This window comes from Qipengyuania pelagi (assembly GCF_009827295.1).
GTDB lineage: Bacteria > Pseudomonadota > Alphaproteobacteria > Sphingomonadales > Sphingomonadaceae > Qipengyuania > Qipengyuania pelagi.
The window spans coordinates 98,378-122,114 of record NZ_WTYD01000001.1; the positions used below are offsets into that span (position 1 = coordinate 98,378).

Consider the following 23,737-nt stretch of genomic DNA (forward strand, 5'->3'; position numbering starts at 1 on the left):
GCTCGTCCCGCAGGGACGCCAAAAGGGCGGCCTTTCCGATCTGGAAAGGCCGCCCTTTTCGTATCTCTAATCGCGATCGGTTTGGACCGGCCCGCCCCCGATACGAGGGCGGGCCGTCTTGTTTGGCTTAGTCGGCGGCGAGCTTGCGCAGCACGTAATGGAGGATACCGCCATTGCGGTAATATTCCATTTCGTTCGCGGTATCGATCCGGCACTTGGCGGTGAAGGTGAAGGTCTCGCCATTGGCGCGCGTCACTTCGACCTCGACATCCTGGCCCGGCGTCAGATCGGCGAGGCCCTTGACCGTGAAGCTGTCGTCAGAGCCGAGGCCCAGCGTCTTGCGGGTATCGCCTGCTGCGAACTGGAGCGGGAGGACGCCCATGCCGATGAGGTTGGAGCGGTGGATACGCTCGTAGCTTTCGACCACGACCGCGCGCACGCCCAGAAGGATCGTGCCCTTCGCCGCCCAGTCGCGGCTGGAGCCGGTGCCGTATTCCTTGCCGGCGATGACGACCAGCGGCGTGCCGTCTTCCTTGTGCTTCATCGCCGCGTCGTAGATCGACATCTGTTCGCCGTTATAGGTCGTCACACCGCCTTCGACGCCGGGGACCATCTCGTTGCGGATGCGGATATTGGCAAAGGTGCCGCGCATCATCACTTCGTGGTTGCCGCGGCGCGAACCGTAGCTGTTGAAGTCCGCCTTCGCGACCTGATGCTCGCGCAGATAGGTGCCCGCCGGGCTGTCTTCCTTGATCGAACCGGCCGGGCTGATGTGGTCGGTCGTGGTGGAATCGCCCAGGATCGCCAGCGGCTTCGCATCCACGATGTCGGTGACCGGCGCGGGCGTCATGCTCATGCCGTCGAAATAGGGCGGGCTGGCGACATAGGTGCTGGTCGGGTTCCAGCGATAGGTGTCCGACGCCTCGACCTTGACCGCCTTCCAGTGCTCGTCGCCCTCGTACACATTGGCATAGCGGCTCACGAACATCTCGCGATCGATATTGGCGGCGCGATGGTCGGCCACTTCCTGATTCGTGGGCCACAGATCGGCCAGCATCACGTCATTGCCTTCACGGTCCTGGCCGATCGGGGTCGTGGTGATGTCCTCGGTCACCGTGCCCTTGAGCGCATAGGCGACCACGAGCGGGGGCGAGGCGAGGAAGTTGGCGCGCACGTCGGGCGAGACGCGGCCTTCGAAATTGCGGTTGCCCGACAGGACGCTGGCGGCGACGAGATCGTTGCCGTTGATCGCCTGGCTGATCGGCGTGGCGAGCGGGCCGGAATTGCCGATACAGGTGGTGCAGCCGTATCCGACGAGGTCGAAGCCGAGCGCGTCGAGATCGGTCTGGAGGCCGGACTTGACGAGGTAGTCGGTGACCACCTGCGATCCCGGCGCGAGGCTGGTCTTGACCCAGGGCTTGGGCTTCAGGCCCTTGGCATTGGCCTTCTGCGCCACCAGACCGGCGGCGATCAGCACGTCGGGGTTGGAGGTGTTGGTGCAGCTGGTGATCGCGGCGATTACCACGTCGCCATCGCCGACATCGTGGTCCTTGCCCTCGACCGCGACGCGGCGCGGCTCGTCCTTGCCGTAGACGCTCTTGAGATCGCTGTTGAACAGCTCGTCGACCTGGGGAAGCGCGACCTTGTCCTGCGGGCGCTTGGGCCCGGCGAGGCTGGGGACGACCTTGGCCATGTCGAGTTCGAGCGTGTCGGTGAAGATCGGCTCGTTCTCGGGCGTGAACCACATACCCTGCGCCTTGGAATAGGCTTCGACCAGCTCGATCGTGCTTTCGTCACGGCCGGTCAGGCGCATATATTCCAGCGTCTTCTCATCGATGCCGAAGAAGCCGCAGGTCGCGCCGTATTCGGGCGCCATATTAGCGATGGTGGCGCGATCGGCGAGGCTCAGGTTGGAGACGCCCGGACCGTAGAATTCGACGAAGCGGCCCACCACGCCCACTTCGCGCAGCATCTGCACGCAGGTCAGCACGAGGTCGGTCGCGGTCACGCCTTCGGCCAGCGCGCCTTCCAGCTTGAAGCCGACGACTTCGGGGATCAGCATCGAGATCGGCTGGCCGAGCATGGCCGCTTCCGCCTCGATCCCGCCGACGCCCCAGCCGAGCACACCCAACCCGTTGATCATGGTGGTGTGGCTGTCGGTCCCGACGCAGGTGTCGGGATAGGCGACGGCGTTGCCATCGGGATCGTTGGTCGACCAGACGCCCTTGCCGATATATTCCAGGTTCACCTGGTGGCAGATGCCCGTGCCCGGAGGCACGGCGGAGAAGTTCTCGAAGCTCTTCGAGCCCCATTTGAGGAAGTCGTACCGCTCCGCATTGCGGGCGTATTCGAGTTCCATGTTCTGTTCCATCGCCTTGGGATGGCCGAATTCGTCCACCATCACCGAGTGGTCGATGACGAGGTTGACCGGAACCTGCGGATTGATCTTGGCGGTATCCCCGCCGAGCTTTGCAATCGCATCGCGCATCGCGGCGAGATCGACCACGCAGGGAACGCCGGTGAAATCCTGCAGGAGGACGCGCGCCGGGCGGTACTGGATTTCCTTGCCGGTGACCGGGTTCTTCTGCCAGTCCGCGATCGCCTGCGCATCGTCGGTCGAGACGGTGAAGCCGCCATCTTCGAACCGCAGCATGTTTTCGAGCAGCACTTTCAGGCTGAAGGGCAGGCGCGACACGTCGCCCAGTTTCTCCGCCGCCTTGTCGAAGGAATAATAGGCGTATTCCTTGCCACCGACGGTGAGGGTTGTGCGGGTATCGAGCGTGTCCTTGCCGACCTGGGTCATGCGGGCTGATCCTTTCTGTGCGGAGCCTTCACCCGGCCATCGGGCGGGGAGGCGGAAATGTATGGCGCAGGTGGGCGAAAAGCGGCGAAAATGCAAGCGCGCGACGGGGCAAAGTCCCGATCACCACCATCGGGACGAATTTTGGGCCGGGACATCAACGAGGCCGCGGGGATCGCCGCGTCGCGATCGCGCAGCCGATCACGATCAGCAGTGTGCCCATAAGCACGGTCGGCGTGACGGTTTCGGCAAAGAACAGCCAGCCGAACAGGGCGGCCCATAGAAATCCCGAATATTCCATCGCGACGAGGACCTGCGCCTCCTCGCGCGCATTGGCCCAGCCCAGCAGGGCGGCCGCTATCACGGTCAGGAGCGATGCGGCACCGATCGCGCCGAGCGTCGGCATATCCGGCAGGACGAGCAGCCACGGGGCCGCAACTGCCAGCACCAGCGCGCCGACGCCGCTGTGAAAGCTCGCGATCTCGAGCGGCCCCGCATGTTGCGCCTGCTGCCGCGCGAGGATCAGATTGTAGGCGTAGAGGAGCGCGGAAAACAGGATCGCCGCGAGGCCTGCCGCCGCCCCGTCATCCAGCGCCTCGCGTCCGATCCTGCCGCCCACGATCACCAATGTCCCCGCCAATCCGAACAGGCCGGCCACGATGGCGCCGGGGCGGATGGTCTCCTTGAGGACGATCGCCGCCAGATAGAGCGAGAGGATCGGCGCGAAGAAGGAGATCGCGATGGTCTCGGCGAGCGGAAGCCGGGTCAGCGCGAAGAAGAAGCTGAGCGCCATGAAGGCGGAGACGACACCGCGCACCAGATGGAAGCGCAGCGCCCGAGGCGCAGGCCAGCGTCCGCCCCGCGCGAGCCAGACCGGCGCGATCAGGCACACTCCCAGTGCCGACCGCAGCAGGGCCGCGCTGTAGGCACCGATCGCGAGCGAGGCCCCCTTCATGAAAGCGTCCATCAGCGAAAACGCCGCAACCCCCAGCAGCGCCGCCAGGATCGGGCGAATGGAAGGGGGGGACGACATGAGCCGCCGATGGGACCGATGGCCGGGCCGGGCAAGTCCGAATTCAGCCGCCAGAAAGCCATGACAGTGGAGAGAAGCGGAGAAACGAGCTATAAGGCGTTGTTGCGCAATGCCCGGGCTGAACAGTCGCTTCTTTGTCGAAAGACGCTGGGGGCTGATGGGGCCGGGGCACAGGATACGGTGGTGAAGACGTGGTGAAGATGATGGGTATGCGTGGTCTGAAGGCAGGTGCGGCGGGAATCGCCCTGGCGGCGTTCGCCGTCGCGTCGAATGGCGCGGTTGCGCAGTCGAATGGCGTGCAGTCGAGCGGGCCGGAAAACCTGCTTCCTCCCGAACCCGCCAAGGTCGAGCGCGCCTTGCCCGACTATACCGAATTGCAGGCCAAGCAGCCGCGCCCGGTTGCGCCCGCTCCGGCGCCCGCCCCCAAACCCACATCCGCGCAGCCGAGCGTGGCCGACAGCTTCGGCGACGTTCGGATGGTTTCGGGCGAGGTCGTGCAGGAAGTGCCCTCGCTGGTCGGCGAATGGTCGCTGGCCGAGGCACAGGCGCTCGCGAAATTCATCGACGGGATCGGCGCGGAAGGCCTGATGCCCAAGGATTACGGGCGCGAGGCGCTGGCCGCCGCGATCGCGCAGGGAGAAGGCCCGGCGCTGAATCAGATCGCCAGCGAACGCTTCGTCTGGCTGGTCGAGGATATGCGCGACGGACGCACCCCGATGGACGGGCGCAAGCAATGGTTCGCGATGGACCCCGATGCGGACCGGATGCCGACGCATATCCTGCTCGAACGTGCGCTCGCCAGCGGGGACATCGCGGGCACGCTGACTGCGCTCGATCCGGTGCATCCCGATTACGCGCTGCTGAAGGCCGAACTCGCCAAGACTCCGGCGACGAACGCGGCGAAGCGCAAGCTGATCATGGCGAACATGGATCGCTGGCGCTGGCTGCCGCAAGATCTCGGCAAGAAATATCTGATGACCAATGTCCCCGAATATCAGCTGCGGCTGACGGTGAACGACAAGATCATCAAGAATTACCGCACCATCGTCGGCAAGCCGGGCAGCACGGCGACGCCGCAGCTGGCAGAAATGGTCGAGGGCGTGATCTTCAACCCGACCTGGACGGTGCCGCAATCGATCGTGAAGGGCGAAGGGCTGGGCGCGCGCGTGCTCGGCAACCCGGCCTGGGCGCGCCAGAACGGGTACAAGGCGACACGCGCCGAAAACGGCTTCGTGACCGTGGTGCAGCAGCCGGGGCCGACCAATTCGCTCGGCCTGATGAAGCTCGACATGCCGAACCGGCACGCGATCTTCCTCCACGACACCCCTTCGCGGCATTTGTTCGCGCAGGACGCGCGTGCGCTCAGCCATGGGTGCATCCGCGTGCAGGGTGCGCGCGAACTGGCGATGACGATGGCGATCCTCGGCAATATGCAGAGCAAGGACGACATTCCCGGCATCCAGCAGGAGGTCCAGGACATCGCCGCTTCGGGCGAATACACGTCCTATCCGATCAGCAATCAATGGCCGGTCTACATCACCTATTTCACCATGGCGCGCGACGTCGACGGGAAGATGGCGACCTTCAAGGATATTTACGGCCGCGACGATGCCGTGCTCGCCAGCTTCGATGCGCCGCGCAAGGCGAATCGCAGCCGGGTGCAGGATGAAGAGGTGATTCCGATCGAGGCGCCGGGGGCCTGACCCCAGGCGCTCGGCGAACCCGGCTGGGCTAGAAAACGCCCGGATTGGTCCGTTCGAAGGTGCCGCCGCGATCATTGCGCAGCAGATCGGTCTGGATAACCGGCGGTCTGACGATGCTGCCATCCTCCGCGAAACCGTAGCTTCCCGCCACCACGAGCCTGCCGCCCGACAGGTCGATCAGCGCGCGGTCGAACTGTTCCGGCCCCATGGCGAGGCACCCGTTGGAGCGGCCCAGGCGCCCCCAACGCTCGACATGTTCGGGCGTCGCGTAATTGGCCTGATGCATCACGATCGCGCGCGGCAGGGCGTTGGAATTGGTCGGGTCGAGGCCGTCGAGCCTGAGCGACGTGCCGTAGCGGCCGGTATACCAGCTGCGCGTGAGATAGGCGCCGCGACTGGTCGCTTCGGACCCTTCGACATTCGAATAGCGCTTGAGCCAGCCGTCATGTTCGCTGTCGGAGCCGGTCCCGTGGCTGACGTGATAGCTCGCCACGCGATCGTTCTCGATATCGACGAAATGGAAGCGGCGCTGCGAGGAATGAAGGCCGAAATCGGCGATTCCCACGATGTCGCGACGCCATGGGATATGACCGCCCGCAAGCGCGCGCGCGACCTCCTCGCGTGCCAGCGCGAGCAGTCTGCGATCGCGCTCGCCCGTCCCGCCGGTCTGGGCCGAGAGGGCAGCGGGCGCGGCGAAGGCCGCGCTGGCGGCGACGGCGGTCTTGATGAGGGTGCGACGATCAAGTGTTCGGGCCATGCTTGTGTCCTAGCAGCCTCGGCGTGGCCGGGCCATGAACGATCCGGGTGTGGCGCGACAGATGCGGATGAAACGCCGGGAAAACGCGCTCAATCGCCCAGGACCATGCGATCGCCTTCGATCCGCATCGCGCCCATTTCGGTGAGGAAGCTCTGGCCCAGGAGGGAAACCGGAAGGCCTTGTGGGACGATCACCGCCTCCAGATCCCGGATCTCGTGATCGCCCAGCGCAATCCTCTCGATCTCGACTCTGACGCCTTCGACCGGGCCGCTGGCCCCATGGGCGACGATCCGCAGATCGGTCGGCGACCAGAAGATACCGGCATTGCGGGCATCGTCACCGGTCAGCGCCACGCCGGTCGCTCCGGTATCGACCAGAAAGCGGACCGCGCGATCGTTGACGCGCGCATCGGCGTAGAATTGCCCGTCGGCAGCGCGCGGCACGGCGATTTCGCCCGGTGCGAGATAGGTCGGTGTCGGCGAGGGTTCGCCGACGAGGTTCGCGTCAGGGACCGGGACGCTGGCTTCCGTATGCGTCGCCGTATCGACCGGCCCGCCCGGCACGAAGGCCGAGGCGATGAAGGCCGCTATCGCGACTATGAGGAGGGCAGATTCCCGCATGACTGCCGGGTATAGTCCGACATGGTTAGCAGGCCGTTAAGGATGTTATTCCGCGGCTTCGCGTTGGTTTGCGGCCTGGGGCCCGGCATGAGGATCGAAGGCGCTCGCCTCGCCCGCCTCGATCAGAGCGGCCTTTTCCTCGACCAGTCTGACGATGTGGTCGAGCATGTCGTCGGACTGGACGTGGTGGTCGGTCACGCCCGACAGATAGACCATGTGCTTGCCCGCTCCGCCGCCGGTGATCCCGATATCGGTCTCGCGCGCTTCGCCCGGCCCGTTGACCACGCAGCCAAGGACCGAAAGGCTCATCGGCGTCTTGATGTGTTCGAGCCGCGCTTCCAGCGCCTCGACCGTGCGGATCACGTCGAAACCCTGGCGCGAACAGCTGGGGCAGGAGACCACGCGCACGCCGCGCGTCCTGAGGCCGAGCGCTTTCAGGATTTCGAAGCCGACCTTCACCTCGCGTTCGGGCTCTGCCGAGAGCGAGACGCGGATCGTGTCACCGATCCCGGCCCAGAGCAGGCTGCCGAGGCCGATCGAGCTTTTGACCGTCCCGCCGATCAATCCCCCCGCTTCGGTGATGCCGAGATGGAGCGGGCAATCGACTGCCTCGGCAAGGCCGTGATAGGCGGCGACCGCGAGGAACACGTCGCTGGCCTTCACCGCCACCTTGTATTCGTGAAAATCGTGGTCCTGCAAAAGCTTGATATGGTCGAGCGCGCTTTCGATCAGCGCCTCGGGGCAGGGCTCGCCGTATTTTTCGAGCAGGTCCTTTTCGAGGCTGCCGGCATTGACGCCGATGCGGATGGCACACCCGTTCGCCTTGGCGGCGCGCACCACTTCGGCCACGCGCTTGCTGTCGCCGATATTGCCAGGATTGATGCGCAGGCACGCCGCGCCCTTGTCGGCGGCTTCGAGCGCGCGTTTGTAGTGGAAATGGATGTCCGCGACGATCGGGACCTTCGCGGCCTTGGTGATCCTGTCGAAATGTTCGGTCGATTCTGCGGTCGGGCAGGAGACGCGGATGATATCCGCCCCCGCATCCTCGCAGCGGCGAATCTGGTCGAGCGTGGCGCCGACATCTTCGGTCGGCGTGTTGGTCATGGTCTGGACCGAAATCGGCGCATCGCCGCCCACGGCGACATTGCCGACCATGATCTGGCGCGATTGGCGGCGCTCTATGGTGCGCCAGGGACGGATAGAGGACATGGGCCCCTTATAGGGTGGATCGCGGCGGAACTAAAGGCGTGGATCGCATGGCGTGGCGGGACGCGGCACGGTGGTAAGACTTGTCGCGCAGTGTGTCCCGAATTGGAAAGACGCCGCTATTCGGGCTGGGCTGCGGCCCCGATCGGGCTAGGCAGGCGGATCGATCGCTTGACCGCATATCCCGACACGCAGGCTCCGCCATGACGCACTCCGACCTCGTCCGCCACTCCCGCCACTTCGTGACTTTGGTGCGCGATCTGGTCTGCTCGCCCGCCTTTCGTCATGCCGCGCTGCTCATCCTGCCCTATGCCGGCCTGCTGGTGGGGCTCGACATCGCGACCCGCTATGGCGAGCTGACGGGGGCATTGTTGCCGCGCGATTTCATGCTTTCGCAGGATCGCAGCTTCGGGGAATATCTCGAATACGCGCTGATGATCGCGATGGCGGTGATGCTGCTGCGCATGTGGCGGCGTGACGGGTCCCTTCTCTATCTCGTCAACGCGATCCTGTTCGTGATCCTGACGCTGGATAACGCGCTGGAAATCCACGAAGCCTTCGGGTTCTGGGTAGCGCCGATCCTGCCGCAGAGCCTGCCGATCGCGGCGCACCATCTGGGCGAACCCCTGATGTTCGCCGGGATCGGCACGCTGTGGCTCGCCGGGCTGGGCCTGGCGCTGCGCGGGGCGCGGATCGATTCGATGCTCAATTCGCTGATCATCGTCGGCTGCATCGGCGCGACCGCGATGTTCGGCGTGGTCGAGGATGCGGTGGTGAGCTACGGAACGCACAGCGATGTGATGATCGAAGCGGAAGCGTTTATCGAGGACGCGGGCGAATTCGCCATGATCATCCTCGCCTTCCTGTTCACCGTGGCGATCTACGACGCGGCGCGGCGGCGCTGGCGGGCAGAGGCCGGTGCCGGAGCGGGCGCTCGCGAAACGCGCGCCGACAGCCCCGCTTTGATGCCCGTTGCCCGCACCGCCTGAGCGAACCCATTCCCAAACGCGGCGATCCGCGTCATGACCGGCAAATGCCTGTTCAGACCGACGATACCGAAACCGATACCCCGCTGCTGTTCGGCCGCGTCCTCGACGGGAAAGGGGGCGGGCGCCCGATCCTGTGGGCCGAGGCGAAGACATGGCGGAAGGCCGCGCCGGGCGAAGTCCTGTGGCTGCATCTGTGCCGCAACCGTCCGGGCGTTCAGGAATGGCTCGAAAGCGCGCTCGAGATTCCCGAACCGACCGCCGAACTGCTGACCAGCGACGAGACGCGGCCGCGCGCGTTTCGTGAAGGCAATACGCTGGTCGCGACGTTGCGAGGCATCAATTTCAACCCCGGTGCCGAGCCGGAAGACATGATCTCGATGCAGGCCTGGTCGGATGGAGACCGCCTGATAACCTTGCGGCGCCACCCCTTGCAGACGCCGCGCGAGGTGCTGGCGCAGATCGACCGGGGCAGCGGGCCGCCGGACGCTGGTGCCACCATCACGCTGCTCGCCGAACTGCTGATCGGGCGGATGAGCCAGTCGATCGTCGACATGAACGAGGTGCTCGACCAGCTGGAAGAGACCGATCCCGAGGAGATGGCCGAATCGATGCTGAAGCAGATCTCGATGATCCGGCGCAACTGCCTCGGCCTCAAGCGCCACATGGCGCCGCAGCACGAGGCGCTGGAGCAGATCAGCCGCGATGCGCCCCGCTGGTTCGAAGACCATGACCGCCGCGAGATCGCCGAGAGCATCGCGCGGCTGCGTCGCTATCTCGACGATATCGATATCAGCAAGGAAAGCGCCGTGGTCCTGCAGGACGAGATCCGCTCGCGCAGCGCCGCATCGAGCGAGCACGCGACCTATATGCTGACCATCGTCGCGGGAATCTTCCTTCCGCTGGGCTTCCTGACGGGCCTGTTGGGCATCAATGTCGGCGGGATGCCGGGCATGGACGATCCGCGCGCCTTCTGGGTCGTGGTCGCAGGGTGCGTCCTGCTGATGGTGGGGCTGATCGCCGTGTTCCGGCGCCTGCGCTGGCTGTAGCGGGCGGGACGGGGACGAGACTATCGCCTGAAAGAAAAGCGGCGCGAAGGTCGAGCCTGCGCGCCGCTTCGTGTCGTGTCAGGACGATCACGCGCCGGGGGGCAGGGGATCGTCGTCGGTCGGCGCGGCGGCGGGCCTGCTGGCCGCGCTGCCGGTCTTCGTCGAGGTGACCGACGTTTCGCCCGCCGAGGCATTGGCGATGCTGTCGTCCATCTCCTCGAGCTTTCGCGCCGCCCATTGGCGCCCGCCGAGCCCGAAGGCGAGAGCGAAGGCCACCGATACGCCCGCGATCAGGATCGTCAGCGCGGTGCCGGGGATCATTCCGCCGATGCCGGTGAACTGGAGGCCCATGAACACGAACAGCACGATGGTCGCCCATTTGACGATCAGCGCCGCAGTGCCCTCGCCGCTCTCGTTGCGGCTGTCCCCGGCGATGAGGCGTGCCAGCAGATTGGCGATGAAGAAGCCGAAGGCGATCACCACCGCGCCGAAGATCACGCGTCCGCCCAGTTCGAGCAATTGGTCGAGGATGCGGGTCAGTTCGGCAAAGCCCAGCAGCCGCGTCGCCGCGATCGCGAAGAACAGGATGATCGCGACCTGCACCACGCGGGCGATGATGCCCGAAGCGGTGGTGGACGATCCGACCATGCCCGTTTCCGCCAGCGCCCGGTCGACGCCGAGGCCGGGCAGCACTTCCTTCAGGATCTGAACCACGAACTTGCTGATGAGATAGCCGATGCCGAGCAGGATCGCGGCGCCGATGATGTTCGGAATGGCGTTGAAGATCATGCGCAGCATGTCCGAAGCCGGTTCGCTGATCGCCCGGATGTCCAGCACGTCGAGGGCCATGATCGCGACGAAGATCACGATCAGCGCATAGACTATCGTGGCGATTGTCTTGCTTATGGCGTGGTTGCCGGTGACGGTTTCGACGCCGCCGCGATTGGCCCATTTGTCGAAATCGACAGTCTGCAACGTCGTCTGCACGATGTCGCGAACGATGCGCGCCACCATCATGCCGATGAAGAAGATCAGGCCCGCACCGACCAGGCGCGGAACGAATTCGATGAAGTTTTCGAGCAGGCTGTCGATCGGTCCGGCGACGGAGCCGAGGCCGAGGACGGTGAGGATGATGAGCAGGCCGAACAGCCAGATGACGAGGCCTACGATCTTGCCGAGCGATTCACCCAGCGAAGATCCGGTTCCGGTCCCACGCTGGAAGAAACCGATATTGTCGACTAGCTTGGCGAAGGCCCATTTGGCAGCTTTCGCCAAGGCCCAGGTGACGAGTAATACGACGAGCGCAAGACCAACTCTTTCGAGCAGCATCATCGCGACGTCCTGATCGTAGCGGTATCTTCCGACTTGCATGGCTGTTCCCCTGATTTTCATGCGAGGACGTGCGTTTTTCGCCTCGATCCCCGGATTTGAAATGCGCGGATGCACCGCACGGTTCCGCGTGCTATCCGACAGGAATGACCCGAACGCCCGCCCGCATCGCCGCCTCGCTCACCGCCCTTCTCGCGTTCTGTGCATTATCTCCGCCACTTGTCGCGCAGGATGCGTCTTCGCCCGAGCCGCGCTGGTCGCTGGCAATCCATGGCGGTGCGGGCACGCTGACCCGCGATGCGATGACGCCCGAGCGCGAGGCGGAGTATGAAGCAGCCTTGCAGGCCGCTCTCGATGCTGGCGCGCAGGTTTTGCGTAATGGCGGCGCGGCGATGGATGCGGTCGAGGCGGTGATCGTGCGGCTGGAGGACGATCCCAAGTTCAATGCCGGGCGCGGCGCGGTGTTCACCTGGGATGGGCGCAACGAGCTGGATGCGGCGGTCATGGACGGACGCGATCGTTCGGCGGGCGCGGTGACGGGGGTCACCAGCGTGAAGAACCCGATCCGGCTGGCGCGCGAAGTGATGGCCGATGGCCGCCATGTCTTTCTGAGCGGGGCGGGCGCGGAGCAGTTCGCTCGCGACCATGCGCTGGAGACTGCAGGCCCCGAATGGTTCGCCACCGATGCGCGGCGCGAGGCGCTGGAGCGGATGAAGGCGGAGCAGGTCTCCGCGCTGGATGTGGACCGCAAGTTCGGCACGGTCGGGGCCGTCGCGCTCGACATGGCGGGCAATCTCGCCGCGGGCACCTCCACGGGCGGCATGACCGGCAAGCGCTGGGGTCGGATCGGCGATGCCCCGGTGATCGGCGCGGGCACCTATGCCGACAATCGCAGCTGCGCGGTCTCCGCCACCGGCTGGGGCGAATATTTCATCCGCGTCGGCGTGGCGCAGGAAATCTGCACGCGGCTGCGGCTGTCGAGCGAAACCTCGCTCGAAGACCTTGCCGACGAGAGCGAGACGGGCGGCGATGTCCAGCTCACCGACGCGCTTGTCCAGCGTGTGTCCGATGCGGTTCTGGACGAGGTCGCCGATCTCGGCGGCGATGGCGGCGTGATCGTCGTCGCCCCCTCGGGCGCAGCGATTTACAGCTTCAACACATCCGGCATGTATCGCGGCCGCGCGACGAGCGAAGGCATCAGCGAGGTGGCGATCTTCGGTGAGGAAACCGAGTGAAGCCGCTCAGCTGTTTATGACGATCTGGGTGCGCTCGACATAACCGCGTAGCGCGCGCCCGATCGCCGCGAACCCCGCATCGACAGGCGCATCGTCCAGCGGCGCGCCGAGCGGAGAGCGGTGGTAGGCGGCAAAGGTCACGGGCGCATCGAGCGGCCCGATGACGAAGCCGATATCGCCGCGCACCTGGGGTGCATCGGGCCAGTCGCTCGAATTGCCGGTCTTGTCGCCCGCTTCCCAGCCGCGCGGTAAGCCTGCGCGAATCTTTTGCAGGCCGGTCACGCTTTCGGCCATCCAGCGACGCAGTTCCTGACGGCGTTCGGGCACCAGCGGCGTGCGGTCCTCCGCAAACAGAAGGGTCGCGAGCGTGCGCGCCATGGTGGCGGGCGTCGTGGTATCCTCGACGGTGCCCGGAGGAACGCGGTTGAGGTCGGTTTCGAAACGATCGAGCCGCGACACCGGATCGCCCAGGCTGCGCCAGAACGCCGTCAAAGCTTCGGGGCCGCCAAGCCTTTTCAAAAGCAGGTTCGCCGCCACATTGTCCGACTGGGTCTGCGCGGCATAGGCCAGTTCGCGCCAGGTCGCGCCGCTGTCCACCCGCTCGCCCGTGAAAGGCCGGTGGAATACGAAATCGGCTTGCGTCCAAAATGTGCGCTCGTCGAGATCAATCCGCCCCGCCTGGGCTTCCGTCATCGCGAACGCGGCGAGCGAGGCCTTGAAGGTCGAAGCGAGCGCGAACCGCTCGTCCCCGCGATAGGCGATCATGCGATCCGCCCGCGTGTCATAGGCCGCAATGCCGAACGTGCCGCCGGTGGCCACCTCGATCAGGCGGAACTGCGCTTCCAGCCGCCCTGCCTCCGATGTGTCGCGTGGTATGCAGCCGCCAAGGGCCAGTCCGGCCATAGCGGTCAGCCCGCCTCCCAATAGGGTCCGTCGCGTCGTCATCCCCGTTTCCTCGCCTGCGCGTAGCTGCCGAGCAGGCGTACGCTGTTGCACTGGAATTCCAGCTCCTCCAGCGCCGCATCTATGCGGGGATCGCCGGGCGCGCCCTCCGCATCGGCGTAGAAACGCGTCGCGGCGAAGCTGGCGCCCTTTTGGTAGCTTTCCAGCTTGGTCATGTTGACGCCGTTCGTCGCGAAGCAGCCCAGCGCCTTGTAGAGCGCGGCGGGCACGTTCTTCACTTCGAAGACGAAGGTCGTCATCGCGGTTTCCCGTCCGCTCGCAAGCTCGCCCAAAAGCTTTAGGGGATCGCGGGCCTCCTTCGCCAGCAGAACGAAGCGCGTGGTGTTGTCATGCGCATCCTCGACCGCGTCCTCCACGATCTCTAGCCCGTACAGCTCGGCGGCCATCGGCGGGGCAAGGGCTGCGAGGTTGGGATCGCCCTTCTCCGCGACGAAGGCCGCCGCGCCCGCCGTATCGGCATGGCTCATCGGCACGATGTTGCGGGCGAGCAGATATTCGCGCGACTGGCCGAGCGCCTGCGGATGGCTGTAGGCCGCGCTGAACGGTCCGAAGCCGCCATCCTGATTGGGCACCGCCATCAGCGCGTGGGTGATGCGCATGAAATGTTCCGCCACGATCGAAAGCCCGCTTTCGGGCAGCAGGAAGTGGATATCCGCCACGCGCCCGTGCTGCGAATTCTCGATCGGGATCATCGCCGCGCCCGCCGCACCGCTCTTCACCGCGTCGAGCGCGTCCTCGAAGCCATAGCAGGGCAGCGGCAGCGCATCGGGTGCGAACTGCATGGTCGCCTGGTGGGAATTCGACCCCGGCGCGCCTCCGAAGGCGATGGCGCGGGCGGGCTCTGCGGCGGCGGCGGCGCGCATGGAATCGACCATGGCCAGCGCGGGGGCGGGAAATTTTCGCATCGCCCGCCTGCTATCCAGCGTCACGAACGCTCGCAAGCGGTTTGCGGGCGCAGGGTGGCCGGTTCCCGCTTTCGCCCATGCCACTTGCGCAAGCACCCCCGTCACACTAATGCGGGCCCGAACACCTCGATACAGAACAGATACGCGGACCTTTTCTCGCATGGACGACAAGTTCAACACTGCCGCCGGCTGGGTGCTTTTCGCAGGCATCGTCGCGCTCGGATCCTCGATCGCTTCGGGCATGTATTTCCATGCCGACAAGCCTGAAAGCCCTGAGGAGCCGGGCTATTTCATCGATGCACCGGAAGAGGGCGCGGGCGAGGATGCGGGGCCGGACCTCGGCACCCTGCTCGCCAGCGCGGATGCCGCAGCGGGCGAAAAGGTGTTCGCCAAGTGCACCGCTTGCCACACCATCAACCAGGGTGGGGCGAACGGCATCGGTCCGAATCTCTACGGCGTGTTCGGCACCACGATCGGCGCGCACGCACCCGGCTTCGCCTATTCGAGTGCCTTGGCGGACCATGGCGGCCAGTGGAATTGGGAAACCATGAACGAATGGCTGAAGAGCCCGCGCGCCTTTGCCAGCGGCACCAAGATGAGCTTCGCCGGGCTTTCGAGCCCCGAAGACCGCGCCAACGTCATGGAATATCTCGCCGCCAATGGCGGTGCACCTGCCAAGCCTGCCCCTGCCGCTCCCGAAGCGGAAGAGGGTGAAGCGGTCGACGGTGCAGCCGAGGGGCCGGGCGCGATCGAGGGTGGGGACACCGGTTCGGTGCAGGCAGCGGGCGCCATGGGCGACGACCAGCCGGTGCCGAGCGAGCAGGGTGCCACGACCAATGATGGGGCGACCAAGCCGGGCGCCTGATCCCGCGAAGACGATTTCGGCGGGCCGGTCGATCCGGTACGTCATCCTGTCTCATTTCATCGACGATCAGGCGCGGCCCTTGAAGCCCTGCGCGATGACATACCACTCGCTCGATCCCTTGCGGCTCGCGGGCGGCTTCGCGTGCTTGACCGTGCGGAAATGCTTCTTGAGCAGCGTCAGCAGGTCGGCATCGGTCCCCCCGGCGAGGACCTTGGCCACATAAGCCCCGCCGGGCGCGAGATTTTCGGTCGCGAACCAGGCGCCCGCTTCGACCAGCCCCATCGTGCGCAGATGATCGGTCTGCTTGTGGCCCACCGTGTTGGCGGCCATGTCGCTCAGGACGAGATCGGGCGGCCCGTCCAGCTCCGCTTCCAAGGCGGCGGGCGCGGCGTCGTCCATGAAATCCATCTGCAGGATCGCGACGCCTTCAATGGGTTCGACTTCCAGCAGATCGATCCCGACGATGGCGGCCTTGGGCGCGCGTTTTCTCACGACCTGGCTCCAGCCGCCGGGCGCGATGCCGAGGTCGACCACGCGCGCCACGCCCTTCAAGAGGCCGAACTTGTCGTCGAGCTCGATCAGCTTGTAGGCCGCGCGGCTGCGATAGCCTTCGGCCTTGGCCTGCTTGACGTAAGGATCGTTCAACTGCCGTTCGAGCCAGCGAGTCGACGAGGCCGTCCGCCCGCGCGCGGTCCTGACGCGCTTGCCCGCATCCTTGCTGCCCCTGCTCACAACGATGCTCCCGAGCGGGTGACATCGCGCGCGCGCTGCAATTCCTCGCGGCTGCGCTCGCCTTCGGCATCGGCGGCGATCAGGCTGCGCAATATGCCTTCGCGAATACCCCTGTCGGCTACCGCCAGATCGCGCGCGGGCCAGATGTCGAGGATCGATTCGAGGATCGCACACCCCGCCACCACCAGATTCGCACGGTCGTCCCCGATACAGGGAAGCGTGCCGCGCTCGGCCTCGCTCATGGTCGACAGCCTGGTCGAGATGTCGCGCATCGAGGCGGAGGGCACGACCAGCCCGTCGACCGCGCGGCGATCATATTGCGGCAGTTCGAGGTGCAGGCTTGCCAGAGTGGTGACGGTCCCGCTCGTGCCGAGAAGGCGGATACCCTCGTCGGTGTCGCGATAGGGTGCGATGCGGCGCGCGAAGGGCGCGAAGCTCTTGTCGACGATGGCGCGCATCGCCGCATAGCGCGCCGCGCGGCCCGCTGCCGTTCCGTCCGGCCCGTCCACGCTGTCGGTCAGCGAGACGACGCCCCAGGGCACGCTCATCCAGTCGAGAATGCGCGGGACCGGCCCGCCCGGTTCGATCAGGACGAGTTCGGTCGAACCGCCGCCGATATCGAAGATGACCGCCGGACCTCTGGTGCCATCGCGCCCGTCTTCCAGCAGGATATGGCAACCGAGCACGGCCAGCCGCGCTTCTTCCTGTGCGGAGATGATGTCCAGCGCGATGCCGGTTTCCTCGCGCACGCGCTCGATGAAGCGCTCGCCATTGGCGGCACGGCGGCAGGCTTCGGTCGCGACCGAGCGGGCGAGATGGACGTTGCGCCGCCGCAGTTTCTCCGCGCAGACATGGAGGGCGGCCAGCGCGCGGTCCATCGCCACATCGGACAGGCGCCCCGACGCCGCGAGCCCTTCGCCGAGGCGCACGACCCGGCTGAAGGCGTCGATGACGGTGAAGTTTTCGCCGGAAGGCCGCGCGATCAGCAGACGGCAATTATTCGTACCGAGATCGAGGGCCGCATAGGCCTGCCTGCGCGCGCTGCCTGCGCGCGACTGCGCCCCCGCGTCGGGACGCATCTGCGAAGGCAGCGGCGACGCTTGTCCAGAACGCTCACGGCCTGAACGCTCAGGGCCCGAACGTTCATGGCCAGAGCGCGCATCGCGGCGCTTCTTTTCGGGCTGGGCGGGGCGCTTGTAGCGAAAATCGGCTACCTTGCCGGACGTGCCGCCCCGTCGCTTGCCAGCCCCTGTTGCGTCCGGCGGAGGAGCGTCCGCCATAAATCGTGTCTTCCATTATCCTCCCGCAGCGCGGCGTGCGATGCGGGGACCTGACACGGATGCTACAGCGGAAGCCCGGTGAGGGCAAGCGGCTGACGGATCGCGAGCGTTCGGACCCCCTTGACCGTGCTGCGCGCTTTTCCTAAGGGCGCCGCTCGCACCGCTTCCCGACCGTTTCCGCGCCGGGCAGCCATCGTGCCGATGCCCCGTCGTCTAATGGCAAGACTACGGACTCTGACTCCGTCAATCGAGGTTCGAATCCTCGCGGGGCATCCAGTTTCTCGAACAGACAATCAAACAAACGCGAGCGCAGCCGCGCGCTCGGCGTCGTGGGCGTGACCTGAGTATCTGGGCAGGGCGGTGCGCCGCGCATCGTGCGGGCCGCACCGCCTGGGTCGACGGATTAGTCCTCGTCGTAGCCGCCGCCTTCGTCCATCAGCTGCTGCATCAGATAGACGTGCTGCAGGGCCAGCAATTTGGCGCGCTGGTCGTTGTCGACGCCGCCCGAATGGCCGCCGGTCATGTCCTCGTAATAGTAATAGGCCTGACCCTGCGCGCTCATCCGGGCCGCCGCCTTGCGCCCGTGGGCGGGGTGGGTGCGGTCGTCGGCAGTGCTGGTGATGTAGAAGGGTGTCGGGAAATCGGTGTCCTGCGTCAGCTTCTGATAGGGCGAGTAAGGTTCGATCCAGCCGCGCTGTTCGGCGATGCGCGGATCGCCATATTCACCGATCCACGACGCGCCGCGCCCGATCTCGTGATAGCGCAACATGTCGAAGAGCGGGATCTGGACGATCGCCGCGTTGTAGAGATCGGGGCGCTGGGTGAAGGCGGTGCCGACCAGCAGGCCACCCTGGCTGCCGCCCTGGATGCCGAGATGCTGCGGGCTGGTGATGCCGCGCTTCACCAGATCTTCGGCGATGGCGATGAAATCGTCCCAGGTGCGCTGCTTGTTCTCGCGGATCGCGGTCTGGTGCCATTCGGGGCCGAATTCGCCCCCGCCGCGCATATTGCCGAGCACATAGGCCCCGCCGCGCTCCAGCCAGAGCTTGCCCGTGGTGCCGAGATAGCCGGGCAGGCGCGGGACCTGGAAGCCGCCATAGCCGGACAGGAGCGTCGGCGTGGTCCCGTCCATTGTCATCCCCGCGGGCTTGACCACGAAATAGGGGATGCGCGTCCCGTCCTTGCTGATGGCCTCGAACTGTTCGACCTCCATCCCTTCGGCAGAAAAGCGCGCGGGGCTGGTCTTGAGCACTTCGGGCGCCCCGCTGCCGTCCGAATAATAGAGCGTGCTGGGCGTCAGGAAGTCGGTGACCGAATACATGATCCGGTCGCTTTCATTGTCCGACGCGGCGACGCCCACCGTGGCGTTGTCGGGCAGGGCGACGCGGCGGCTGACCCATTCGCCGTTCTCGTAATCGAATTTGAGCACCTGCCCGCGCACATTGTCGAGCAGGTTCACGAACATCGAATTGGCGGTGATCGAGGCGCCCTGCTTGGTCTGGCGCTCACCGGGCGCCCAGACCAGCGACTTGGCTGCACCATTGGGATCGGCCTTCCATTCCTCGAGATCGGCGGCGACGATCGAATCCGCCGGGAAGGTGATACCGTCGACCGTCCAGGGCACGTCGGTGCTGAAGAGGACATGCCCGTCGACGATACCGAACAGGCCGGATTTCTCCGGCATGGCGAGCCGGGTCCATTTCTCGCCCTGTTGCAGATAATAGGCGCGCTCATGGAAACTCAGGCCGCGATAGGCGGCGCGGGCCTGTACCGTTCCGGTCGAGTCGCGCAGCAGGATCGCGCCCGCGGATACGTCCGACGGCTCGCCACGGAAGATTTCGGGCGCGTCCTCGATCGGCGTGCCTCGCTTCCAGAGGCGGGTGGTGAAGGGATAGAGGCTCTCGGTCAGCGTGCCTTCGCCGAAATCGCGGCTGACGAGCAGCGTATCGTCATCGATCCAGCTGACGCCGCCCTGGCTCTCCGACAGGCGGAAACCGCCGTCGACGAATTGGCGCGCTTCCACGTCGAATTCGCGCATCTCGTTGGCATCCTTGCCCCCATCGGACAGGCCAACCATGCAGCGATTGCCTTCGGGCGGCAGGCAGTTGAAGCCCGCGAACACCCATTCGCGGCCCTCTTCGCGCGCCAGCGCGTCGATATCGAGAACCGTCTCCCATTGCGGGCTGTCGGTGCGATAGCTGTCGAGCGTGGTGAGGCGCAGCACACCCTTGGGATTTTTCGCGTCCTGCCAGAAATTCATCAGCCCGTGCGGCGTGAAGCTGACATAGGGGATGCGATCCTCGCTATCGAGGATGGCGAGCGCTTCGGCCTTCAATTCGGCGAAGCGCGGATCGTTGCCGAGTGTCTGGTCGACGCGCTCGTTCTCCGAGCGCACCCAGGACAGGGCGGGCACGCTGCGCGCCTCTTCCAGCCAGATGAAGGGATCGTTTTCGCTTTCGAACGGCGCCTCGGTTTCCTCGGCCATGGTGGTGGTCTCCTGTGCGGACAGCGCCTGCGGTGCCGCGCTTGCCGCAAGCGCCGCTGCCAGCGCGAACGCCGAAATTGTGATCGTCTTCATGATAAACCCCTTACCCGAATAGTCGCGCGGATCGTGCGGCGCGATCGTCGCCGGGGCAAGGCGAAACTCGACGAATACCAGATGGGAGCGGTCGGAGGGGAGCGGTCAGAGGGGAGCGGTCGGACGACGCGCTCCCCGTCACACCGATCAGAAGTCGGCGGAGATCGAGGCCTTCACCGCGCGGGGTCCGCCTTGCAACAGGGCAGGGGAGAAGGCATCGAACGCGCTCGCCCAATAACGTTTATTGGCGACGTTATCGACCGAGAGGCGAAGCGTGACCGGCGTGTCAGCCGCCGCGAAGACGTAGCGCGCGCCGAGATCGAAGCGCGTCCAGCTGTCGAGCTTGAGCGTGTTGGCCTGATCGACGAATTGCTCCCCCGTCTGCACGACGCGGCCCGTCAGCGTGAGGCCGGGGACGAAGCCCAGATCCCATTCGACATTGGCGTTGGCGGTGTATTCGGGCACGCCCGGCACCGCGTTCCCGTTCACGAATTCGGTGTCGGTCAGCGCCGCGCCGCCGATCAGGCGAAGGCCGGGTGCGACCTCGCCATTGGCGGTGAATTCGATCCCCTCATGGCGCTGTTCGCCCAGATAGCCGAAGCTGCCATCGGCACGCACGCCTTCGCCCGGCCGATCGATGCGATAGGCGCCGAGCGTCAGCAACATCCCGCCGAGCCCCAGCTTCCCGCCGAATTCGTACTGGGTCGATTTGCGTGGGGGCAGCGACTGGCCGAGATTGGTGGTGGGGTTGTTGGGATCGACCGGCACGCTCGGCCCCTGCTGGAGCGCTTCGATCCGGTTGGCATAGAGCGACAGGCGCTCTGTCGGCTTGACCACGATCCCGGCGACGGGCGTGACGGCGTTCTCGTCATAGATGGCGCCGGGCGTGCCATCGTAATTGGTGTTTTCCTGGCGGATCGTCTGCAGGCGCATGCCGCCGGTCAGAAGCACGCGATCGCCGAACAGACCGATCGTGTCGCTGGCAAAAGCGCTCCACAAAGTGGTGCGCGCGGTTGGGTTCGGATCGGCGAGATCGCCGCCGACGAAGCCGGGGCCGATGGGTTCGGGCACCTGGGGCGTTGCAGAGAGATTGGTAGCGTATCCGGGCAGGAAATCGAAGGCCGTGCGGAACACCTGCCAATTGGCATTGCCGCCGAAATTGAATTCATGCGTGATCGTGCTGCCCAGCTTCACGCGCAGGCCCGCCTCGATTGCTTCGTTATTGGTTGTCGCAGGGACGAACAGGGCCGTTCCTCTTGCCGCGCCGCTTGTCGCGTCGTTGACGGTGATGCCGCCATAGAGTCCCGCCTCGTCCCCATCGCGCGCGCCCGCGCGGGCATAGAGCAGCGCATTGTCGGCGATGTCGTATTCGAGGCTCAGCGTCCCGAACACGTCGCGCAATTCGCTATAGGTGAAGTCCTGCGCGTAATTGGCGTCCGCTTCAGGCACGGCGGGGATCGTGGCCGTCGCCACCGTCACCTTGGGGCGCAGCGCATCGACCCGGATTTCCTGGTAGGCGAGGTCGAGCACGGCGCGGAACGGCCCGCTATCGTAATCGAGCGCGGTGCCGATCACGGCGGTCCGGCGATCCTCGCGGTCGATCGCGGTTTCGCCGTCGCGATAGGCGCCGTTGACGCGCAGGCCCCATTCGCCATTCGCACCGAAACGGCGCGAGACGTCGACTGCGCCGCCGAAGCGCGCGCTTTCTTCCGCGCTGGCGGTGGCCCGGACGAAGTCGCGGGTCTGCGCGCGCTTCAGGATCAGATTGACATTGCCGCCCAGGCCTGAGCCGCCCGGCGCGGCGCCGTTGAGGAACGCGCTGGCTCCGTTCAGGACCTGCACGCTGCCGAACAGTTCGGGCGCGACCAGTTGGCGCGGGCCGATCCCGTAGAGACCGTTGACGCCCACATCGTCCCCGAACAGGCTGAAGCCGCGCACGATGAACTGTTCGGCGGCATTGCCGAAGCCGTAGGTCGTGCGGATGGTCGGATCATTCTCCAGCACCGCGCCGAGGGTTTGCGGCTGCTGGTTGCGGATCAGGCTTTCGTCATAGGAGCGGATGGTGAAGGGCAGATCCTCGGCAGGCTTGTCGCCCAGCACGCCCGCGCTGCCGCCATTCACCACCTCGGTGGCGTTCTCGGCCTGCGCGGTGACGACGATTTCGGCGGATTGTTCGGAGGATTGCGGGGTCGATTGCTGCGCATGCGTCGCAGTTGCAAGCGAGGCGATCAGGGCGAGCGAGGAGATGCGGTAGGCGGGGACCATCGGAGAGTCTTTCTAGTTGGAAGGCTGGGTGCGGCGGCGCAGGAGCGCCGCGATTATGACGAGCGGTGCGAGGCCCAGGAGGACCCAGCAGGCAAGATCGCGCAGGCCGTCGCCGGTCAGGCCGAGGACGAGGCCGAGAATGCTGGCGAAACCGATCAGGAGCGGCCAGACGAAGATTTCCAGATTGCTGCGGCGATGCGTGAGGCGGCGTGCGGCGTGCGCCTTTCGGCTGCGGTCGGGAGAGAAAGGCATCATGCGCGCACTCTCCTGAAACCGCCGCTGGCGATTTCCTCGATCCGCCGCTCCAGCGCGCCCGGACGGCGGCGCAGCCACAGCATCACGCCGGTCCACAGCACCCAGATCGTCGCGCAGGTCAGCAGCGCCCAGACGATCTTGAGCGGCAGCCCGCCGTAATCGCCGAAATGCAGCGGCTTCGACATCATCAGCGCCTGGTTGAGCGCGGGCATGGTGCGCGCATCGGTCAGTTCGCCGGTCTCGGCATCGACGAGCGCGGGCGTCAGCAGGTTCTGCGTCAGCGGGCGGTCGCCCTGGAAGAAGATCGCGTAATGATGCCCGCTCGACCAGTCGCCGCCGGGAAAGCCGATGAACTGGGGCGATCGGCCGGGCAGGACGGCCTGCGCCGAGGCCATCGCGGTGTCGAGCGAGCCGTAGCGCGCGGGCGGCAACGGCGCTTCGCCTTCATAGGCCGCGGCCATCGCGGCGACCTCGCCATCGCGCCAGCTATCGGTCAGCGGATCGGCGAAGGCGTTGATCGCGCCGGTCAGGCCGATCACCGCCATCCAGGCGAGCGCGACCACGCCGATCAGATTATGCTGGTCGAGCCGTTTTACACGTTCGCTGCGATCGGCGCGCACGGTCCCGAAAGCGAGGCGTCGCATGAAGGGCGCGTAAAGGACCGTGCCCGAAACCAGCGCGACGACGAATAGCAGACCCATCGCGCCCAGCACCCACATGCCCGGCAATCCCAGGAACATGTCGGTGTGCAATTGCAACAGGAAATCCATCACCGGATTGGTCGGTGCGGGGCCAAGCGATGCGCCGGTCGCCCGGTCGAGGAAGAGGAGGCTCATATCCTCGCCCGCCGCATCGGGCGTCGGGCCGGTGGTTACGGTCAGAAGCGGCGAATCGGGGCTGAAAGCCATGAACAGCGGGACTTCGCCGGGCCGTTCGGCGAGCGCGGTGGCCAGCATCGCATCGAGCGGCAGGCCTCCTTCGGCGGACGGCGTCCCCGCAAGCGCCGACGAGGCTCCATCCTCCATCATTGCGTCGATCTCGTCATGGAAGATCAGCGGCAGGCCGGTGATGCAGAGCATCAGCAGGAACACGGTCGGAATCAGACCGCTCCATTTGTGAATCAGATACCAGGTCTTGATCGTCCCGCGCGTCATGACGGGGCGGCTAGCCGGGTGC

At 65.9% G+C, this 23,737-nt stretch carries 19 protein-coding genes and 1 tRNA gene; 6 read left to right on the forward strand and 14 right to left on the reverse strand.

All coding sequences use genetic code 11. From position 1 onward, the window contains the following. Positions 1-127: 127 nt before the first annotated feature. Together acnA and GRI47_RS00520 are read right to left on the reverse strand one after the other, a co-directional pair. A complete protein-coding gene (acnA, locus tag GRI47_RS00515) occupies positions 128-2,803 on the reverse strand; it encodes an aconitate hydratase AcnA (protein WP_160659469.1) in 2,676 nt (891 codons plus the stop codon). A gap of 154 nt (positions 2,804-2,957) precedes the next feature. Further along, positions 2,958-3,833, reverse strand: a complete 876-nt coding sequence (locus GRI47_RS00520) for a DMT family transporter (RefSeq protein WP_160659470.1) — start codon at positions 3,831-3,833, stop codon at positions 2,958-2,960. 209 nt (positions 3,834-4,042) lie between these two features. On the opposite strand from GRI47_RS00520, the gene GRI47_RS00525 reads away from it, so the two are divergent. Next, entirely contained in the window at positions 4,043-5,536 is a 1,494-nt protein-coding gene (locus GRI47_RS00525; RefSeq protein ID WP_160659471.1) for a L,D-transpeptidase family protein, read from the forward strand. A gap of 28 nt (positions 5,537-5,564) precedes the next feature. On the opposite strand, the gene GRI47_RS00530 is transcribed toward GRI47_RS00525, so the two are convergent. The 3 genes from GRI47_RS00530 to ispG all read right to left on the reverse strand — a co-directional run bounded on the left by GRI47_RS00530 (position 5,565) and on the right by ispG (position 8,122). After that, positions 5,565-6,293 (reverse strand): murein L,D-transpeptidase catalytic domain-containing protein, encoded by a 729-nt coding sequence (locus GRI47_RS00530; protein WP_160659472.1) that lies wholly within the window; start codon positions 6,291-6,293, stop codon positions 5,565-5,567. A gap of 89 nt (positions 6,294-6,382) precedes the next feature. Continuing rightward, positions 6,383-6,913 (reverse strand): retropepsin-like aspartic protease family protein, encoded by a 531-nt coding sequence (locus GRI47_RS00535; protein ID WP_160659473.1) that lies wholly within the window; start codon positions 6,911-6,913, stop codon positions 6,383-6,385. Between the two features lie 45 nt (positions 6,914-6,958). Continuing rightward, positions 6,959-8,122 (reverse strand): flavodoxin-dependent (E)-4-hydroxy-3-methylbut-2-enyl-diphosphate synthase, encoded by a 1,164-nt coding sequence (ispG, locus tag GRI47_RS00540; RefSeq protein WP_160659474.1) that lies wholly within the window; start codon positions 8,120-8,122, stop codon positions 6,959-6,961. A gap of 200 nt (positions 8,123-8,322) precedes the next feature. Between ispG and GRI47_RS00545 the strand changes: the two genes are divergently transcribed. Both GRI47_RS00545 and GRI47_RS00550 read left to right on the forward strand, forming a co-directional pair. Beyond that, positions 8,323-9,108, forward strand: coding sequence for a hypothetical protein (locus GRI47_RS00545; protein WP_160659475.1), 786 nt, complete (start codon positions 8,323-8,325; stop codon positions 9,106-9,108). Between the two features lie 44 nt (positions 9,109-9,152). Next, positions 9,153-10,154, forward strand: coding sequence for a zinc transporter ZntB (locus tag GRI47_RS00550; RefSeq protein WP_160659476.1), 1,002 nt, complete (start codon positions 9,153-9,155; stop codon positions 10,152-10,154). Between the two features lie 87 nt (positions 10,155-10,241). Here GRI47_RS00550 and GRI47_RS00555 read toward each other — a convergent pair whose 3' ends face one another. Continuing rightward, on the reverse strand, positions 10,242-11,525 hold the full coding sequence (locus GRI47_RS00555; RefSeq protein ID WP_160659477.1) for a mechanosensitive ion channel: 1,284 nt from the start codon (positions 11,523-11,525) through the stop codon (positions 10,242-10,244). A 104-nt stretch (positions 11,526-11,629) separates the two neighbouring features. Here GRI47_RS00555 and GRI47_RS00560 point away from each other — a divergent pair, with 104 nt between their 5' ends. Next, positions 11,630-12,718: an isoaspartyl peptidase/L-asparaginase family protein gene (locus tag GRI47_RS00560; protein WP_160659478.1), complete on the forward strand. Its 1,089-nt coding sequence runs from the start codon at positions 11,630-11,632 to the stop codon at positions 12,716-12,718. Between the two features lie 6 nt (positions 12,719-12,724). Here GRI47_RS00560 and bla read toward each other — a convergent pair whose 3' ends face one another. Together bla and GRI47_RS00570 are read right to left on the reverse strand one after the other, a co-directional pair. Continuing rightward, entirely contained in the window at positions 12,725-13,663 is a 939-nt protein-coding gene (gene bla, locus GRI47_RS00565; protein WP_160659479.1) for a class A beta-lactamase, read from the reverse strand. Next, positions 13,660-14,586: a prephenate dehydratase gene (locus GRI47_RS00570; protein ID WP_160659480.1), complete on the reverse strand. Its 927-nt coding sequence runs from the start codon at positions 14,584-14,586 to the stop codon at positions 13,660-13,662. The genes bla and GRI47_RS00570 overlap by 4 nt, the downstream gene beginning before the upstream one ends. A 160-nt stretch (positions 14,587-14,746) precedes the next feature. Between GRI47_RS00570 and GRI47_RS00575 the strand changes: the two genes are divergently transcribed. Then, positions 14,747-15,451, forward strand: coding sequence for a c-type cytochrome (locus tag GRI47_RS00575; protein ID WP_160659481.1), 705 nt, complete (start codon positions 14,747-14,749; stop codon positions 15,449-15,451). A gap of 66 nt (positions 15,452-15,517) precedes the next feature. Here the strand turns inward: GRI47_RS00575 and GRI47_RS00580 are convergent, their stop codons facing one another. Both GRI47_RS00580 and GRI47_RS00585 read right to left on the reverse strand, forming a co-directional pair. Continuing rightward, a complete protein-coding gene (locus GRI47_RS00580; protein ID WP_160659482.1) occupies positions 15,518-16,183 on the reverse strand; it encodes an SAM-dependent methyltransferase in 666 nt (221 codons plus the stop codon). After that, positions 16,180-17,463, reverse strand: coding sequence for a Ppx/GppA phosphatase family protein (locus GRI47_RS00585; protein WP_160659483.1), 1,284 nt, complete (start codon positions 17,461-17,463; stop codon positions 16,180-16,182). The genes GRI47_RS00580 and GRI47_RS00585 overlap by 4 nt, the downstream gene beginning before the upstream one ends. Before the next feature lie 202 nt (positions 17,464-17,665). Here GRI47_RS00585 and GRI47_RS00590 point away from each other — a divergent pair. Beyond that, positions 17,666-17,739 (forward strand) — tRNA-Gln (locus GRI47_RS00590). A gap of 127 nt (positions 17,740-17,866) precedes the next feature. Here GRI47_RS00590 and GRI47_RS00595 read toward each other — a convergent pair. The 4 genes from GRI47_RS00595 to GRI47_RS00605 form a co-directional block, all read right to left on the reverse strand. Beyond that, the gene (locus tag GRI47_RS00595) at positions 17,867-20,041 is read right to left on the reverse strand and encodes a prolyl oligopeptidase family serine peptidase (RefSeq protein WP_160659484.1); all 2,175 of its coding nucleotides are present in this window, start codon (positions 20,039-20,041) and stop codon (positions 17,867-17,869) included. 147 nt (positions 20,042-20,188) lie between these two features. Continuing rightward, a complete protein-coding gene (locus GRI47_RS00600) occupies positions 20,189-22,306 on the reverse strand; it encodes a TonB-dependent receptor (RefSeq protein WP_160659485.1) in 2,118 nt (705 codons plus the stop codon). 12 nt (positions 22,307-22,318) lie between these two features. Next, positions 22,319-22,561: a hypothetical protein gene (locus tag GRI47_RS14720; RefSeq protein WP_202387458.1), complete on the reverse strand. Its 243-nt coding sequence runs from the start codon at positions 22,559-22,561 to the stop codon at positions 22,319-22,321. Next, positions 22,558-23,715 carry a PepSY-associated TM helix domain-containing protein gene (locus GRI47_RS00605; RefSeq protein WP_160659486.1) on the reverse strand — a complete coding sequence of 386 codons (1,158 nt, stop codon included), beginning with the start codon at positions 23,713-23,715 and terminating at the stop codon, positions 22,558-22,560. The genes GRI47_RS14720 and GRI47_RS00605 overlap by 4 nt, the downstream gene beginning before the upstream one ends. Between the last annotated feature and the right edge of the window lie 22 nt (positions 23,716-23,737).